The sequence below is a fragment of the sulfur-oxidizing endosymbiont of Gigantopelta aegis genome, assembly GCF_016097415.1.
Classification (GTDB): Bacteria; Pseudomonadota; Gammaproteobacteria; order GRL18; family GRL18; genus GRL18.
The window spans coordinates 2,376,205-2,393,441 of sequence record NZ_JAEHGE010000001.1; the positions used below are offsets into that span (position 1 = coordinate 2,376,205).

Annotated in this window: 17 protein-coding genes and 4 pseudogenes; 13 read left to right on the forward strand and 8 right to left on the reverse strand. The window is 39.4% G+C overall.

The window, feature by feature from the left end:
• The first annotated feature begins 15 nt into the window (after positions 1-15).
• The 11 genes from JEU79_RS11955 to JEU79_RS12005 all read left to right on the forward strand — a co-directional run bounded on the left by JEU79_RS11955 (position 16) and on the right by JEU79_RS12005 (position 10,720).
• Positions 16-219, forward strand: a complete 204-nt coding sequence (locus JEU79_RS11955; protein WP_198264311.1) for a zinc-finger domain-containing protein — start codon at positions 16-18, stop codon at positions 217-219.
• On the forward strand, positions 180-1,274 hold the full coding sequence (gene waaF / locus JEU79_RS11960; RefSeq protein WP_198264312.1) for a lipopolysaccharide heptosyltransferase II: 1,095 nt from the start codon (positions 180-182) through the stop codon (positions 1,272-1,274). The genes JEU79_RS11955 and waaF overlap by 40 nt, the downstream gene beginning before the upstream one ends.
• Positions 1,271-2,356 carry a lipopolysaccharide heptosyltransferase I gene (gene waaC, locus JEU79_RS11965; protein WP_246540204.1) on the forward strand — a complete coding sequence of 362 codons (1,086 nt, stop codon included), beginning with the start codon at positions 1,271-1,273 and terminating at the stop codon, positions 2,354-2,356. Before waaF ends, waaC begins: the two co-directional genes overlap by 4 nt.
• Positions 2,353-3,528, forward strand: coding sequence for a glycosyltransferase family 4 protein (locus JEU79_RS11970; RefSeq protein WP_198264313.1), 1,176 nt, complete (start codon positions 2,353-2,355; stop codon positions 3,526-3,528). The genes waaC and JEU79_RS11970 overlap by 4 nt, the downstream gene beginning before the upstream one ends.
• A 5-nt stretch (positions 3,529-3,533) precedes the next feature.
• A complete protein-coding gene (locus tag JEU79_RS11975) occupies positions 3,534-5,015 on the forward strand; it encodes a lipopolysaccharide kinase InaA family protein (RefSeq protein ID WP_198264314.1) in 1,482 nt (493 codons plus the stop codon).
• A gap of 222 nt (positions 5,016-5,237) precedes the next feature.
• Positions 5,238-6,047 carry a lipopolysaccharide core heptose(I) kinase RfaP gene (gene rfaP / locus JEU79_RS11980; protein WP_198264315.1) on the forward strand — a complete coding sequence of 270 codons (810 nt, stop codon included), beginning with the start codon at positions 5,238-5,240 and terminating at the stop codon, positions 6,045-6,047.
• A 67-nt stretch (positions 6,048-6,114) separates the two neighbouring features.
• Positions 6,115-6,411: a nucleotidyltransferase domain-containing protein gene (locus tag JEU79_RS11985; protein WP_198264316.1), complete on the forward strand. Its 297-nt coding sequence runs from the start codon at positions 6,115-6,117 to the stop codon at positions 6,409-6,411.
• A gap of 21 nt (positions 6,412-6,432) precedes the next feature.
• Positions 6,433-6,879, forward strand: coding sequence for a nucleotidyltransferase substrate binding protein (locus JEU79_RS11990; protein WP_198264317.1), 447 nt, complete (start codon positions 6,433-6,435; stop codon positions 6,877-6,879).
• A gap of 91 nt (positions 6,880-6,970) precedes the next feature.
• Positions 6,971-7,756 carry a lipopolysaccharide kinase InaA family protein gene (locus JEU79_RS11995; protein WP_198264318.1) on the forward strand — a complete coding sequence of 262 codons (786 nt, stop codon included), beginning with the start codon at positions 6,971-6,973 and terminating at the stop codon, positions 7,754-7,756.
• A 67-nt stretch (positions 7,757-7,823) separates the two neighbouring features.
• A complete protein-coding gene (locus tag JEU79_RS12000) occupies positions 7,824-9,575 on the forward strand; it encodes a carbamoyltransferase family protein (protein WP_198264319.1) in 1,752 nt (583 codons plus the stop codon).
• 146 nt (positions 9,576-9,721) lie between these two features.
• Positions 9,722-10,720 carry a glycosyltransferase family 9 protein gene (locus JEU79_RS12005; RefSeq protein WP_198264320.1) on the forward strand — a complete coding sequence of 333 codons (999 nt, stop codon included), beginning with the start codon at positions 9,722-9,724 and terminating at the stop codon, positions 10,718-10,720.
• Between the two features lie 32 nt (positions 10,721-10,752).
• Here the strand turns inward: JEU79_RS12005 and JEU79_RS12010 are convergent, their stop codons facing one another.
• Positions 10,753-11,325 (reverse strand): SGNH/GDSL hydrolase family protein, encoded by a 573-nt coding sequence (locus JEU79_RS12010; protein WP_198264321.1) that lies wholly within the window; start codon positions 11,323-11,325, stop codon positions 10,753-10,755.
• A gap of 41 nt (positions 11,326-11,366) precedes the next feature.
• Between JEU79_RS12010 and JEU79_RS12015 the strand changes: the two are divergent.
• A pseudogene (locus JEU79_RS12015) lies at positions 11,367-12,516 on the forward strand (IS3 family transposase).
• A gap of 249 nt (positions 12,517-12,765) precedes the next feature.
• On the opposite strand, the gene JEU79_RS12020 reads toward JEU79_RS12015, so the two are convergent.
• From JEU79_RS12020 to JEU79_RS12030, 3 genes are read right to left on the reverse strand one after another with little or no spacing between them, the layout of a single operon-like run.
• Positions 12,766-13,386, reverse strand: coding sequence for an SGNH/GDSL hydrolase family protein (locus JEU79_RS12020; RefSeq protein WP_198264322.1), 621 nt, complete (start codon positions 13,384-13,386; stop codon positions 12,766-12,768).
• Between the two features lie 9 nt (positions 13,387-13,395).
• Positions 13,396-13,548 (reverse strand): DUF5989 family protein, encoded by a 153-nt coding sequence (locus tag JEU79_RS12025; RefSeq protein ID WP_198264323.1) that lies wholly within the window; start codon positions 13,546-13,548, stop codon positions 13,396-13,398.
• Positions 13,541-13,930: an SxtJ family membrane protein gene (locus JEU79_RS12030; RefSeq protein ID WP_198264324.1), complete on the reverse strand. Its 390-nt coding sequence runs from the start codon at positions 13,928-13,930 to the stop codon at positions 13,541-13,543. The genes JEU79_RS12025 and JEU79_RS12030 overlap by 8 nt, the downstream gene beginning before the upstream one ends.
• 249 nt (positions 13,931-14,179) lie before the next feature.
• Between JEU79_RS12030 and JEU79_RS12045 the strand changes: the two are divergent.
• Positions 14,180-15,073: pseudogene (locus JEU79_RS12045) on the forward strand (IS3 family transposase); the annotation flags it as partial.
• A 290-nt stretch (positions 15,074-15,363) separates the two neighbouring features.
• On the opposite strand, the gene JEU79_RS28570 reads toward JEU79_RS12045, so the two are convergent.
• The 4 genes and pseudogenes from JEU79_RS28570 to JEU79_RS28585 form a co-directional block, all read right to left on the reverse strand.
• Entirely contained in the window at positions 15,364-15,534 is a 171-nt protein-coding gene (locus tag JEU79_RS28570) for a carbamoyltransferase C-terminal domain-containing protein (RefSeq protein ID WP_246540207.1), read from the reverse strand.
• Positions 15,535-15,578: 44 nt separating this feature from the next.
• Complete coding sequence (locus tag JEU79_RS28575) at positions 15,579-15,986, reverse strand: carbamoyltransferase C-terminal domain-containing protein (protein ID WP_425511175.1); 408 nt, start codon at positions 15,984-15,986, stop codon at positions 15,579-15,581.
• 123 nt (positions 15,987-16,109) lie between these two features.
• Positions 16,110-16,611, reverse strand: a pseudogene (locus tag JEU79_RS28580) (carbamoyltransferase N-terminal domain-containing protein); the annotation flags it as partial.
• A 4-nt stretch (positions 16,612-16,615) separates the two neighbouring features.
• Positions 16,616-17,111 (reverse strand): annotated as a pseudogene (locus JEU79_RS28585) (carbamoyltransferase N-terminal domain-containing protein).
• Between the last annotated feature and the right edge of the window lie 126 nt (positions 17,112-17,237).

Sequence of the window (17,237 nt, forward strand, 5' to 3'; positions counted from 1 at the left end):
GAATAGGAAAGGTTTATGGCAATAGTCAGCAATGAATTACTAGCGACACCCAATAGTAGCAATCGCTATGAACTCAAAGCATCCGAGTTGCCAGCACATTGCCCGATGCCCGGTACTAGCCTGTGGAATTCACATCCCAAAGTCTATTTGCCGGTCAAAGAAAATGGCGGCATGGCAAAATGCCCCTATTGTGGTGCAGAGTACCTGCTAAAAGGGTGACTTCCAGTACCGCCGAGCAACGCATACTGATCATCGGCCCTTCATGGGTGGGTGATATGGTGATGGCACAAAGTCTGTTTATGGTACTCAAGCAGCAATATGCTGCTCGTGATCAGTCGCTACAGATTGACGTGATGGCACCACCCTGGAGCAATGCACTTTTAGAGCGTATGCCAGAAGTCAGTGAAGTGATTGATATGCCCCTAGGGCATGGTCAGTTGCAGCTCAAACAACGCTATCAATTGGGCAAGTCGCTACGCTCAAGGCGCTATGACCAAGCTATTCTACTGCCAAATTCCCTCAAATCAGCCTTAGTTCCCTTTTGGGCAAAGATCCTAAAACGTACCGGCTATGTGGGTGAGATGCGCTATAGTTTGCTTAATGATGTGCATAAACTCGACAAAGAATTATTGTTTATGACCGTACAGCGTTTTGTTGCTCTGGCGGGTGCGGATACAGATATTGAACAGATTCCGGTACCAGCCTTAGTGGTTAAAGCAGAAGATGTGCAGGCCGTATTAAGCGAATTTAAACTGACTCAGGACAAACCAATTTTAAGTCTTTGCCCCGGTGCAGAATACGGCCCTGCAAAGCAATGGCCAGCACGCCATTATGCTGCCTTAGCAAAAGAAAAATTACGTCAGGGCTGGCAAGTATGGATTTTTGGCTCAGAGAAAGATCAGGCCATTGGGGCAGAAATAAAGCAATTGCTCGATCAGCAAGCAGTCAATCTCTGTGGCAAAACCCAATTAGCGCAGGCCATTGATTTAATGTCTTTGAGTAAAACCGTGGTGAGTAATGACTCCGGTTTAATGCACATGGGCGCTGCACTCGGTGTGCCGGTGGTCGGTGTTTATGGTTCTAGCGATCCCAATTTTACTCCACCTCTGGGCAAGCAATCAGCAGTAAAAAGCCTTTATCTCAGTTGTAGTCCTTGTTTTAAGCGTACTTGTCCTTTGGGGCATACTGATTGTTTGGAAAAATTATCGCCTGAAATGGTCACCGAAGTGTTAGAGCAACTTGAGAGTGATTTAGAAAAAGGTGAGCGCCTTTGAACACATCAACTGCTAATACAGCGCCTATAAAAACACCTACTATCAAAAAAGTATTGATCATAAAAACCTCCTCTTTGGGTGATGTCATTCATACATTACCTGCACTGAGTGATGCCGTTGCACGGCTGGGTGAAGTGCAATTTGACTGGGTAGTGGAAGAAAATTTTGCTGAAATTCCTGCCTGGCATCCCGCTGTCAATAAAGTGATCCCCGTTGCCATTCGACGCTGGCGCAAGCAAATCTTCAAAACGCTTTTTTCCGGAGAATGGCAAAGCTTTAAGGTGGACTTACAAGTAGAACGTTATGATGTTGTGATTGATGCCCAAGGCTTAATAAAAAGTGCGCTGATCACACGCATGGCAAAGGGAAAACGCTATGGTCTGGATAAAAGTTCAGCCCGAGAACCACTCGCAGCAAAACTTTACCAATACCCACAAGCCATAGACAAAGATCAACATGCAGTTGAACGAGTACGCCAATTATTTGCCCAGAGCCTAGGCTATTCGCTTGATGGTCTAACATTACAATATGGTATCAGTGAAAAATTGAATACCAAACTCAATGCGATGACCGCACAAAAGCAAGTCTTATTTCTCCATGGCACGACCTGGGCAACCAAGCATTGGCCGGAAAAATTCTGGCTTGAATTGGCACAGCGCTTGAGCGATAAGGGCTATACGATTCTTTTGCCCTGGGGCAATGAGATTGAACGCCAGCGAGCAGTGCGTATAAAAAATAATACCAATGTCGTGATACTTGATAAAATGAATCTCCATGATTTAGCCCAACAAATTGATGCGGTGGATGCGGTGGTGGCCGTGGATACAGGACTGGCTCATTTAGCCGCAGCCTTAGACAAGGCCACTATTGCGCTTTATGGGCCGACCAGCCCGGGTCTTACAGGCACTTATGGTCAACATCAGCAGCACCTACAATCCACAATCGACTGTGCACCCTGTTTTCAAAAAAATTGTGATAAACAGATAGATGACATTAGACCCGCCTGTTATAGTTTTCTGACGCCAGAACAGGTCTTTAACGAATTGGATGGCTTGTTAAACGAGAAAGAGACTCAACAATGAAATTAGCCTTTGCACTCTTTAAATACTTTCCCTATGGGGGCCTGGAACGTGATTTTTTACGTATCGCGAAAGAATGTCAGTCTCGTGGCCATGAAATTTTTGTTTACAGCTTTATTTGGGAAGGCGAAGTACCCGAAGGATTTAACTTAACCATGATACCAGTGAAAGGTATCAGCAATCATCAACGCATTAGTGATTATTCCGATAAATTATCACAACTGTTATTACAAGAGCAATCATTAAACGAGCCATACGATCTGGTTGTGGGTTTTAATAAAATGAAAGACCTGGATCTCTATTATGCAGCCGATCCTTGTTATGAAGCAAAAGTCAGAGAACAACATGGTCGCTTGTATCGTTTAGCTAAGCGTTATAAAGTATTTCATGCCATGGAAGAAGCAGTCTTTGCAGAGGATAAAAACGTTGAGTTACTCTTTATCTCTGAAATACAAATGGCCAATTTTAAAAAGATTTATAATACCCCCGCAGATCGTTTTCATTCTTTACCGCCGGGTGTCGATCGCTCACGCATACGGCCTGATAATGCCGATGATATTCGTCAAACGATGCGTCAGAAACTATCACTTAACGCCGATGATAAGCTCTTATTAATGATTGGTACGGGTTATAAGCGCAAAGGAGTTGATCGGGCAATGGCAGGCTTGGCGAGCTTGCCGGAGCCTCTGAGAAGCAAAACATTCTTGATGGTTGCCGGTGAAGATAAATTAAAAAAATACCGGGCATTGGCAAAAAAATTGGGCATTGAAAATCAAGTACACCTACCAGGTGCTAGAGATGATGTACCACAATTATTGTTGGCCAGTGATCTCTTTATGCATCCGGCACGTCATGAAAATACCGGCACAGTGTTATTAGAAGCGATTGCTGCTGGCATCCCACAATTAATCAGTGGTGTTTGTGGTTATGCCTTTCATATAGAGCAAGCCAATGCGGGTATGGTGTTGAGTGAGCCTTTTCAGCAAGCTGAATTGAACCAACAATTATTGACTATGCTGACATCAGATGAGTGGCAGCAATGGCAGGATAATGCCCTGCATTATATGCGCCATAGCGATATTTTTAGTATGCCGGATAAAGTCTCGGATATTATTGAAGCGACCGGAGAAAAACGTTCGATAGCCAATGTTTACTGCAATCATCAGGCAAGCTGAGGCGTATGAGAATTGCCGTGGAAGCGATAACATTACAACAGTTGCAAGCAATTAACTATCAGGTCGATTTGCCATTCAAACTGCATCTGAATGGACAAAGCATCCAATGCGAGCAGTTATTACGTGTCGTACCCGGAAAAAGACTGGTTTTTCGTGCCTCTTTAAACGCACCGAATATTACTGAGAGTAGCACAGACAATAGCGATAAGAAAAAAATCATTATCAAGCTTTTTCTGCATGCTTCAAGGGCAAAAAAACATTGTTTAAGAGAGCTGGAAGGCGCTCAATTGTTAATGAATCATCATATCAAAACCCCTGAACTCATTACTCAGGGAGTGACGGATGAAGGGATTCATTGTTTGCTTTTTGCTTATCTAGAGGGGCAAAATCTAGCGGCATTTTGGGCTGAAAATACGCCCAAAGCTCGGGTGAAAAAACTACATGAGCTTATGCCGGTATTAGTACAGCATCATAATGCCGGCCTGACTCATCAAGATCTACACTATGCTAATTTTTTATTAAGTCATGGGGTTTACACCTTAGATGGTGAGGAAGTTAAAGCAAGTGCTACGCCACTAAAGAAAAAAATACGCCTGCAAAATCTAGCCCTGTTTTTAGCGCAAACCTTTGATTTGAGTCGTGAGCATCATATTGAATTATTAGATATTTATTTGTCCCTCAGTAAGATAGAACTTAGTGCAAAAGAAAAAGACATTTTTTTAATAGCGATCAAAGTATTTCAGCAAGGGCGTATTAAACATTATTTGAAAAAAATACTCAGAGATTGCACGGATATCATGCATACAAAAAGCAAGCAAAGTGAAACACTCTGTCGTCGAGAATATCATAATTCAAGCATTCAACGCTTACTTGATCAGCCCGAACTTTTTTTTCAACATGAAAATGCGACTTTTTTAAAGCAGGGTAATACCTGTACGGTAAAATCTATCGTTGTTAATAACGAAAAGTTTGTGGTTAAGCGTTATAATCCTAAAGGCATCGCCTATGAACTAAAGCATCAGGCACAATGGTCAAGGGCAAAACGCTCCTGGCTTAATGCCCATTTACTACGTTTTATGGGTATAAAAACCCCCGAACCCATTGCTTTTATTGAACATCGGCCGGCACTAGGAAAACGCTGTAGTTATTTTATTTGCAAATATCAACAAGGACAAAGCAGTTGGGACTTTTTTTGTGATAGCGATAAGAATAATACAATTAATAAGCAACCAGCGGCAGAAAATTTAGTTAAAACATTATTACAATTATGCCAATATCAAATTACTCATGGTGATTTGAAAGGCAGTAATTTTATCATTGATAATAACAACACCTGGGTACTTGATTTGGATGCCATGACGCAACATAAAACCCTGTGGCGATTTAAACAAAACTGGCAACGGGATAAAATGCGTTTTTTTAAAAACTGGGACAAGAAGGCTTGTTATAAAAACTGGCAACAGTATTTTATGCAAGCCCTAAAATAAACGTAGGCACAGCTCAAACCTTGTTTACACTCAGATGTAGGATGTGGTGAGGAACGAACCGCATCAATGGCTTTAAATGTACGTCTTTGATGCGGTTCGTTCCTCACCACATCCTACTAACGTAAAGATAAATGGGCTTGTTTTATCTGTCCAAAACGTAGGTTGGGCGCTGTCCACCAAATGGTATAGTTCGATTCAATATTTATGGATTCACACTAAAGAATGACCTTAGAATTAAGCAAAGTATTTGCCCAACAATGGCACAATAAAGATCCCTTCGTCGAAGCTGATAAGCTGGAAGGTGAAATTTTTCGTGCGCTGGAAGCGCGTAAAACACTGCGTTTTAGTTTGTTGGGAAAAAGCTATTTTATAAAAATACATCGTGGTGTTGGCTGGTTTGAAATCATTGAAAATCTTGTGCGCCTACGTTTGCCGGTATTAGGTGCTGCCAATGAATACTTAGCGATTAAACGCTTGGAAACACTGAATGTTGATACCATGAAGACTGTGGCCTATGCGAATAAAGGAATAAATCCCGCGAGACAACAATCCTTCATTATCACCGAAGATTTAATCAATACCATCAGCTTAGAAGATTTCTGCGCGCCATGGAAAGATCAAGCGCCAAGATTTACCCTGAAAAACCACTTAATCAAAAAAATTGCTCATATTAGCCGAACTTTGCATCAAAATGGCATTAATCACCGCGATTTTTATATTTGTCATTTTTTGTTAGATATCAGTCACGAGCCTATTGGTGAAAAACACTTGAAGTTATCGCTGATTGATCTTCACCGAGCACAATTACGGGAGGTTACGCCGGAGCGTTGGATAGTCAAAGATATAGCCAGCCTATACTTTTCTGCCATGAACATCGGCCTGACGAAAAGAGATTTTTTTCGTTTTATGAAACACTATCGAAATTCCAGTTTAAGAGCCTGTTTTACTCAGGAACGTGATTTTTGGCAACAGGTTGAACGACAAGGTAAAAAACTCTGGCTACGTAAACAGCGAAAGGGAGATGCAATTTAGTACTTAGATATACTGCCATGAGTAGACTTGACTACCATAAATTTTAAAAAAGCTCTAAACTATCATTATGCGACTAGACTCAACACAACAAGCGGCACTCAAATTAGCTTTTCAGAATCTGAATAAAGAGGATGAAGTGTATTTGTTTGGTTCAAGAGTTGATGATAATAAAAAAGGTGGTGATATTGATTTGCTCATTTTTTCAGCCAAAGATAGCTTTGAACTTTCTAGAAAGATTAGTCAGGAGTTTTTCAAACATTGCGAAGAAAAAATTGATGTTTTGGTTGTACATCCACAAAATCAAACCCAAGAACAAAAACTGTTTACTTCATCACTAAAAAAAGTACCTCTAAAGCTGTTATAAAAACATTTTGAGTGGAATATTATGACTAGTATCACTAACGAACAATTACTTATCGCAGCAAAAAAATACACACGTACTTTCCTGCTTCTTGAAGCCAGTGTCAAAAAAACAACTGATTACGATATAGAAAAAAACTTTAGTGCTGATGAATTAGAGCCTTATGACGCATTAAGTGATCGGTTTATTCGCTCAGTAGAAATTGCAATTAAATTTTTTAAAACCTATGAATATCATTTTCAGGCAGAACAAAGTCAAACATTAAGAGATGGATTGCACCAAATGGAAAAATTTGACTTAATCTCAAACCTTGATATTTGGATTGATATGCGAGATATCCGAAACCGTATTGTGCATGACTATATTCCTGAAAAAATAGCCCAAATGTACCAATTAATTCGTGGTAACTTCTATCTTGAGCTTAAGCGATTAAATAATAAGATCATTAATATGGATATCATTCACGACTAATGAGTGTCCATTCTACTGTTTTATGCTGTCAAATAACCCTATTTACGGGTGAATATTAACTATCAGAAGTTTAGCTCGAATCAGGTAAATTATGTTCGCTAGTCTTATTAAATTATTTTTCCCTAAAAAAATTGTCTGGCATATTATCCCACAATTTCAGAATACTCTTTTGGGCGAAAAACTGAAAAATTTTGATGATGCCTATGAATATCCGGGTGAATTTATTGTTAAAAGCCCTTTGAGTCAGGTGTATAAAATAAAAATAGATAATAAATATTATTATCTAAAAAAATACAATATTTCCCGAAAGAAAATACAACGCTATCTAGGGCAAAGTAAAATTCAAAGTGAATGGCAGAATTTACTCTGGTTTGAGTCTTTAGATATTCCCGTAGCAAAAGTCGTGGCCTATGGCAGAGAAACTATGGGCTGGATCAATAATCGAGGTATTTTACTGACTGAAGAATTGGTTAATACGACAGATTTTGCAGATGTTGCAGACCATTACTCCGAATTATTAAAACGACCGGAGTGGGTTGCTCAGGTTAGCCAGCAGATTGCGCGGGCGGCACGAATCCTACATCAGCACAATTTTGCCCATAATGATTTTAAATGGCGCAATATCATGATTGATATTAAGGCTGATTTCCCCCAAATTTATCTCATTGATTGCCCCTCAGGGATGAAATGGTTCTGGCTCTTTCTGGAGTTTAGAATCATCAAAGATCTGGCTTGTCTGGATAAACGTGCAAAATATGAATTGTCTCGCTCTCAACGCCTAGCGTTCTATAAAGATTATGCTCAATGCCAGAAATTGACCCAAAAAGATAAACAACGTATTCGTAAAATTCTGAAATTTTTCCACAATCGAGAGTAGCACTAGGAGTCTTGCTGGAAAATTGATAAAATAGCCCTCTTATATTGATTCAAGCAAAGGAAACTCTGTGCCACTGATTACTCTTGGGCTTTCAGGCTCTCTCAATCACGATCCCTCCGCAGCGCTATTTATTGACGGCAAGCTTATCGCCGCTGCAGAAGAGGAGCGTTTTATCAGAGACAAGCACGCCAAAGGCAAAATGCCTTTGCATGCAACCCGGTTTTGTCTTGATTTCGCAGGCATAAAGCCAGATGAAATTGATATCGTTGCTGTGCCCTTTGCTGAGATTGACCTCTCTACTCCCGCTCGCTGGCATTATGCCAAGCGATATTGGTATGCCCCTGATCGTGCGTTGGACGTTCTGTTTAATGGCAATCGTCGTTATCGTCGTTATATCGGCTATATCAAGGCCATGTGTGAAGAAGTCGGGATTGCTTGGGATGACATTGAGTTCAAATCTGTAGAACATCATTTGGCACATGCCAGTAGTGCCTATCACTTGTCCGGCTTTAAAGAAAAAACCGCTATTATGGGCATTGATGGCAAGGGTGAATATGCTACGACATTCTTCGGCTATGGTGAAAATGGCAAAATTCATAAAATTAAAGAGTTCTATGATCCAGATTCTTTAGGCGGCGTTTATGGCGCATTAACTGAATTTCTAGGCTTTGAAATGCTTGATGGTGAGTTCAAAGTGATGGGCATGGCTCCCTATGGCGATCCCGATAAATATGATTTTTCACGCCTAATCAAAGTAACAGAAAATGCCGATGGCTTAGATTTTAAAGTGAATACTGATCTCATTAATGTCATTGGTACTCGCCGTTATAAAGAAAATGGCAAAGGCTATTACTTCTCCCCCAAACTCATTGACTGGTTAGGGCCAAAACGTCAGGGCGATGAAATTGATGATCCCTATATTGACTACGCGGCTTCAATGCAAAAATTATTTGAAGAAGTGTCTTTAAAGCTCATGGATTATTATCTGGGAGACATTATTAAAGAAACCGGTAAAATTGCCTTTGCCGGCGGTGCTGCACTTAACGTCAAGCTGAATCAAAAAATTATTGCCCGCGATGAAGTCAAAGAGCTGTTTGTGCAACCCGCTGCTTCAGATGCAGGCACAGCCATCGGTGCTGCCTCCTATGCTATAGCAGAAAAAGGCATCGAACTGGAAAAAATGGAGCATGTTTTTCTCGGGCCAGAATTTAGCAATGAAGAATGTATCAGTGCTTGTGAAAACTATCAAACTGAAGATGGTCAGGCTGTGAAGTTTGAACAGATTACAGATGTCCCCAAGCAAATCGCTCGTATTTTAGCAGATGGCAATCCTGTCTCTTGGTTTCAAGGACGCATGGAATTTGGTCCTCGTGCACTAGGTGGTCGCAGTATTCTAGGTTGCCCGAGTATTCCAGGCGTGGCAGATAGAATTAATGAACAAATAAAATTCCGCGAACGCTGGCGACCTTTTTGCCCCAGTATGCTCGATACGGTCGCACCGGTGATGTTAAAAACCGATCACCCCGCACCCTTTATGACCTTCACTTTTGAAGTCAATGAAGGCTGGGCAGAACGTGTTCCCGAAGTCGTGCATGAAGATGGCACAGCCAGAGCCCACGCAGTTAAAGAATCGGTTAATCCACGTTATTACGCTCTAATCAAAGAAGTTGAAGTCTTAACCGGTAATGGTGTGGTGTTAAATACGTCACTTAATCGTCGTGGAGAGCCTGTAGTCTGTACTCCAGAAGATGCTTTGAATATGTTTTATGGCTCAGATTTACAATATCTGATCATGCAAGATGTACTGGTTATTAAATAACGATATTAGAGTAAGAGTATGAATTACCAAAATCCAAAGTTGGTGTGTCGGTTATTTCATTATTATAACTTACCTTTTCTTGACGTTACCAATGACGTCAATAAGCAGGTTTTGGTTTTATTCAATCTAATTCAACTTATAAAAAGATGAAAGACCTGAAAATTGCATTCATTCCTCTACAGCGTTTGGGTGATGGGGTTATTTCGCTAGTATTAGCTAATAACTTACAGGAAAATGGATATCAGGTTACGATGTATCATAGCTTCATGTGTCAGCTAAATGATTGGTTTGACTTTGATATTAAAGCTTATCCCGAGCATAATGCATTAGAAGCAATCTTGAGTGACTATGAAGTTGTCCTTATGGATATGTGTATGCCTTTTGTTCTATCTCAAACCCAAGCACAACAAGAAAATTTATCCAGAAAATATATATTTTACGCGGTTGGAAATCTTAATGATGAATTTGTTTATGATCATACTGAACGTTTAACTAAACGCTTAGGGAAAGATTCTGAAGTTCTATTTTCAGCACTGGCTAAAAGTTGCAGAACAATAAAATTCGATAAAAGTAATTCAATGGTGGATAATATGACTCAATATTGCCAACAAGTTTTACAATTAAAAACGGTATCGAATCAAGCGGGCATAAAAATTCCTGATGAGCTTGAATTTTCTAAATATAATAAGCGGGTAGTGCTTGCTCCGACAAGTAGTTTGGAAAAAAAGAATTGGGGAAGTAAAAATTTTATTGCTTTGGCACGTCTTCTAAAGTCAAAAGCTTATGAGCCTGTATTTGCTGTAGCACCAGATGAAAGGGCCTATTGGGAAGAAGTGCTCAATGATGAATTTGACTTACCTGAATTTACAAGTATTAAAATTTATTCAGAGTATTTGTATGAATCATTAGCATTTATTGGTAATGATTCGGGGGGTGGTCATGTCGCATCATTGATGGGCGTGCCTGTTTTAACTATTGTTACCAGCGCTAGAAAATTAAATTTTAAATGGCGCCCAGGTTGGGGAAATAATACCGTTGTTGGGCCGAGATTTACATTTAAATGGATGGGCAAGCGATATTGGCAAGCTTTTTTATCAAGTAAAAAAGTATTTCATGAATTTAAACGATTGATAGCAAAAATGTAAACAAATAAAGTTTATCTGTATTGTTATAATCGTTAGAGCTTTTTTTCTTTAAGATGCTTATATATTGATTCTGCTAAAACATGATAGCCTTCTTTATTAAAATGATTCCAATCAATAGGGCCATGGATTACCGTTGTTTCTGATGCTTTTCTAAGGTCTGTACGGGCATCAAGAAATACTAGGCCCAGTGACTCTGATATTGTTTTAATTTTGTTTGCAACAAGATTACTTTGTTTTTCTAATTCAATATTTGTGTGTATTGCTATTTGTTTTCTAGAATTCTTCATGTCACGTTCAATATCATCAGGAATCACATTAATGACACTGACTTTTTCAGAGGTTATTTCATAAGATGAAATAACAGAAGGAATATAAACAACGACGATTTTACTCTTCTTAAAGGTGTTTTTTAAATACCTTAATGCCTGTTTTGATACCATCGCACCTAAGTCAATCCCTTTTTCTGTTAATTCAAATGCAGGTGATTGCAAAGCATCTGGAATCTTAATTATTTTATTGTCAACAACTATACTATTAATCCTTCCTGCTTTTTTTATCTGTGTTTCAGTGGAGTCAGAATATAGTGGACCCCGAAAACTGGACAATAGGTTAAGATATAAGAGCTAACCTAACGGGGAACAAAAAAATGAGCACAAAAAGAAAAACATTCAACAACAAATTTAAAGCAAAAGTAGCCATTGAGGCTTTGAAAGGTCAAAAACAGTCGCAGAAATTGCGTCAGAATTTGAAGTGCACACCACCCAGGTCAATAGCTGGAAAAAGCAGATGCTTGATGGTGCAGCCGATACTTTTTCAAAAAATTAGAGAATAAAGATGCTGAACATGAAAAGGAAAAAGAACACCTGTACAGCCAAATAGGTCAACTAAAAGTAGAGGCTGACTGGCTGTCAAAAAAGTTGAAGATGTTCAACTGAGTAGAGCAGAAAAGCGGTGTTGCATAGAAAAAGAGCACCCTCAGTTGAGCATCAAAAACAATGTGAGCTTATCGGCCTGAACCGTTCAAGCTATTACTATCAACCTAAAAAGCCTCTGCAAAATAAAAGATTTAACATTAATGAATTTGATTGATGAGTTGTACATAAAACATCCATTCTATGGCAGTCGTCAAATTCGTAATGCATTAAGATTGAAATGTTATAAAATTAATCGTAAAAAGTTCAACGGCTTATGCGGATCATGGGATTGGTTTCAGTGGCACCAAAACCCAATACCAGCAAGCCTTGCAAAGTAAATAACCTCTATCCATATTTGCTCAAAGGAATTGATATTAATAGGAATAACCAGGTTTGGTGCACAGATATCACGTATTTACGGATGCCACATGGATTTGTCTACCTAAGTGCTGTTATGGACTGGAGTAGCCGTTTTGTGCTGTCCTGGGAAGTGTCAACCAGCATGGAAGAAAGCTTTTGTATCAGTAGTCTGGAAACAGCACTGCGACGATATGGAAAGCCAGAATCAATACGGATCAAGGTGCTCAATATACTAGCAGAGCATTTACAGGTGTTCTAAAGGCCAATGATATAAAAATCAGCATGGACGGCAAAGGCAGAGCAATGGATAACATTATGATTGAACGACTCTGGCGAAGTGTAAAATATGAGGAAATTTACCTCAAGGATTACCAAAGTATTGATGAGCTAAAGAGCTCATTAAAGGAATATTTTGAGTTTTACAACCATGAACGACCACACAGTACACACGGTGGAAAAACGCCTGCAGAGATCTATGGCGTGATGAAAGAAGTTGTTCCAGACTTAAAACGGGCAGCATGATGAGAGGATAATCAACTTTACTGGCAACCGCCTTGTCCACATATCCACAGGCCAAGCCAGTAGCCCTGAGATATATCGCAAGCGTCTCTGGACTACTGGCAGACCTGTGGATATGTGGATAAGACTAATACTATAAATAACCAACAGAATTATATTTTAATATTTGAGAAAGCTGTCTTGACAATGGGGTCCACTGTAGAACCCATTACTAGTGTTTTCAATTCATTATTTAATGCTTTAAAAAAGCCTTTATAAACCATCCTCTATTACTATCAATGCCATAAAAAGGGCCGACTTTTTTTTCTTTTTTATAAGGTATTGAAAATAGTCATCCCAGGTTTGTTCATTATAGAGTTTACTTTTACCATATCGAGGAATAAACTTTTCATAAACGTGTTCTACATTATCTAAAAGATCATTGCCTGCATAGAAAAAAGCGATGATAATCTCTGGTTCGGTAATCTTAGGGCTTATATTTCTTTCTATAAATTGATATCTTGAAATAGGTTCACGAACCCAGCCAGTAATATTGCTCGCACCACCTTTGCCAAAAGTAATAACATCATGGCCCGTTAATTGATTTAAAACGTGTGATGCATTAAATGCATCATTAGAATTTGGATCAATTTCACGTAACCAGTCACCAGCGCCTTGAGCATACGAATCACCAACGATAGCAATATAATTCTCCGGGATTTTGCTGGATTTGGAACTTTGAGCCAAAATAGCCATTCCAGAGGGTAAAGCAAAATGGAACTTAACCGGTGTTTTAGTGATTAGCTTGTCTTCAACAAAGGATTCGATAAAGAGAAAAGTGCCTATAACAACCGTTAAAACAAGTAGAATATTTATTGCAATGGTTTTTTTCATAATTTTGCTTTAAAACAAAGTGTAGATAAACGGTGCAATCGCAGAACCCTGTGCCAGAACAAGTAAAGCGCCTAGCAACACCATAATTAGAATAATGGGTAATAACCAGAATTTTTTTCTGGCTTTTAAGAATGCCCATAAATCTTTTAATAATTCAAACATTAAAATGGATTCTCCATATTATTAGTATTTTTTCACGTTTAATATAATAGCTGTCTACGTTGTGCTTTTTCTTCATGGGGTCAAAGCCAAATAATTTAGCAACTAATCCCATGGGTGTTAATACCAGATAAAAAATAATAAACAGTAGTATCCGGCTATTAATAAAACCGAGTACTTCTGCAAATTTTAACCAGGCTTTATGCACGGGAATCAAAAGCTGAGGAATCAGTAGGCCTGTTAGAGCAAATACCCCGGAAATAATATAAGGTGTCCAGGAAAATGCCCAATTCCAAACCCAGGGTAATAGTAGGGCAAAGAACACCAAGATCATACCTGACATTATCCAGGCAAATTGGCGTATTTCTTTTGTTTCATTGTTCATTATAGGTGTGACTTTTGTGTTTGTAAGTTTTTTGTTATGTGTTGTGTTCAGAGTTTAGTCAAGCTCAAACTCATTACGCCAATCGCTATTGTCCTTGAATTCGGACTGTTCTTCTTTATAAAGAATAAAATTCTCCAGTACCAGTATGTCCATTTCTGTGACCTAAAAGAATTTAAAGAATCAGCTGTCAAATTAGCAAATGGATGGATTCCCGTTTGATTGCTAAGTGATTCAGGAGCGTGATTTATTAAAGGCCACAGCGTACTTTGCAAGGGAAACTTTGTGAAGTACGCATGGATAACTGATCAGGCTAAAGATTACCCGGTAACGATTCTGTGCCGTTTTATGGATGTTTCCGTAGTTGCTATTATGATTGGGTTAGCTCTCCTAAAACGGATAGAGAGAAAGAAAATGAAGCGCTTACTGAGCAGCTAAAAAACTGTTTGAAGACAGTCGCAAGACTTATGGAACCCGTCGTCTTAAAAGAAAACTGGCTGAAAAAGGCGTTCATATAAGCCGCCGGAGAATTGGTCGATTAATGAAAAAGCCGGTTTGTTTTGTAAAACGAAGAGACGCTTTAAAGCGACGACTAATTCCAAGCATAATAAGCGTATATCTCCAAATTTACTGGAAAGAGAGTTTACTGTCTCTCAACCTGATCGCTACTATGTGGGTGATATTACCTATATTGCCACCAAGGAAGGCTGGTTATATTTAGCGGTTGTCATTGACTTATTCTCTAGGCAAATTGTTGGCTGGTCGATGGATGAGCGAATGAAAGCCAAGCTAGTCAATGATGCTTTACTGATGGCCATATGGAAGCGTAAACCAATGGATGGATTGCTTTGGCATACTGACCGAGGTAGCCAATATGCCTCTGATAGTCATAGAAAAATATTGTCGGATCATAACATAATTCAGTCTATGAGCCGCAAAGGAAATTGCTGGGACAATGCTGTATCAGAGAGCTTCTTTCATAGTTTGAAAACTGAATTGACGCACCATTGTCGATTCAAAACCAGAGTAGAAGCAAAGCAGGCAATATTTGAATATATTGAGGTATTTTATAATCGGGAGCGACTTCATTCGGCTAATGATTATTTGTCACCAGTCGATTATGAAATACAGCAGGAAATAGCTTAAATCGATTGATTGAAGAGGGGTAAAAGGCGACATAAATGCCGCCCATTACCGTTGACGGCCATCGGCTCCTCAGCCTGTGCCGTGAAGATATTGTAACAGGATCATTACCGTTGTGAAAATACCTTGGGTGAATGGAACGGCTCTATCGTTCCAGAGGGCAAAGCCCTTTCTCTTCATCTGTTTAAAGTTAACATGAGAAACTAAAATGATAGGAAATACAAAATGACAAAAATCACTTGAAACAGCCAAAAAAAATATTTAGAAAACTGTCCGGAAAAGTGTTGGACACATCAAAAATCGAAAGGCATCTTCTGGTGTTGCGACAATAGGCCTCCTCGGACATTAAACGAGGTATTAATTAAAACAGCACAGCCGGTCAAGTCTTTAAATGCTTTGATGATTTTATAATATCGGGGATTCGTATCCTGATGAACGGTTTGAATGCGTGCAGAATTATCCACATGGGTAATAGAGGGTAGTGATGAACGAATCTGTTTCAGACGTTCTAGCCCTTTTTTGTTTGCTCGACGGGTTTTAACAGAGTGGAGACTACCTGAGCAACGATCAGCATATATGGACTGGGTGTTTTCTGCTCGAAATATTCACTTACATCTTCAGCCAGAACGGATGGGGCAAAAGGCCGGAATGATTCACGATATTTAATTTTTAAATTCATCGTAGATTGCATATCGATATTGCGTGGATCACCGATAATAGAGCGCCCACCGAGTGCTCTAGGGCCAAATTCCATACGTCCCTGAAACCAACCGACGACCTTGCCATCATCGAGCTTTTTAGCCAGTAAAGGAAAAAACTCGTGATCTTCATGATAATGATAAGCAATGGATTGAGAATCCAGATACTGTTTTATGCTTTCATTACTGAACTTGGGACCTAAATAACTGCCGGCCATTGAATCATGAACATTGTCTTTGACATCTAAAACCGGTTGTTCATAGTAATTATGCCAGAGTGCCAGTGCTGCACCAACGGCACCACCTGCATCACCGGCTGCCGGTTGAATCCAGATGTTTTTAAAGGCGCTTTCTCGTTCTAAGCGCCCATTAGATACACAGTTTAGAGCGACACCTCCGGCTAGGCATAAATAGTCATTATCGGTATCTTTTTTAATCTGATGAGCGATTTTAAGTATAATTTCTTCAGTCACAGCCTGAATGGAGCTAGCGATATCCATTTCCATTTGAGATATTTCGGATTCAGCTTGTCTGGGTGGTGCTCCAAAGAGTTTATGAAACTTGCCGTTGGTCATGGTTAGGCCAGTGGCATAGTTGAAATAAGACATATCCATATGAAAAGAGCCATCCTCTTTCATCAATAAGATTGTCCAGAATGAGATCTTTATAAATGGGGTCGCCATAGGGAGCTAGCCCCATCAGCTTGTATTCACCAGAATTGACTTTAAAGCCGCAATAATAGGTAAAAGCAGAATAGAGTAGCCCTAGAGAGTGTGGGAAATTGATTTTCCACAAAGGTGTCAACTGATTTCCATCCCCTGCCAGAGCGAAGTGGTTGCCCATTCTCCTACGCCATCAACACATAAGACCAATGCTTTTTGTAGGGTGAAGGAAAAAAGGCAGAAGCAGCATGGGATTGATGGTGTTCAGCAAATTTTAAAGCAGGTACTTTTTCACCGTCATTAAGTAAATGTTCAAATTCTGTGCGTAATACCTTTTTAAATATAATTTTTCTTTAAGCCAAATGGGCATGGCCTTAATAAAAGATTGAAAGCCTTTTGGTGCATATGCAAGATAGGTTTCCAATAGGCGCTCAAACTTTAGTAGCGGTTTGTCATAAAATACAATATCACCCACATCAGCCAGGTTGATACCGGCCTCTTTAAGGCAGTATTCAATGGCTTTTTCCGGAAAAGCGGCATCGTGTTTTTTCGGGTAAACCGCTCTTCCTGAGCCGCTGCAATTGTTTTACCTTTGTAGATCAGAGCTGCAGCACTATCATGGTAATAAGCTGACAGGCCGAGGATATAATCAGGTGTCGATTTTTCTGTATTTTTTATCATCGTTGAGGTTAGAAGAATTATATAAGAGTTAATTGTAACTTCTCAATAAGTCTGTGCAAAACTTGAAATAAAAACAAAAAAAAGTCTTGACAGCATTTTAGAGGACAAAAATTGCATTTTCACTGC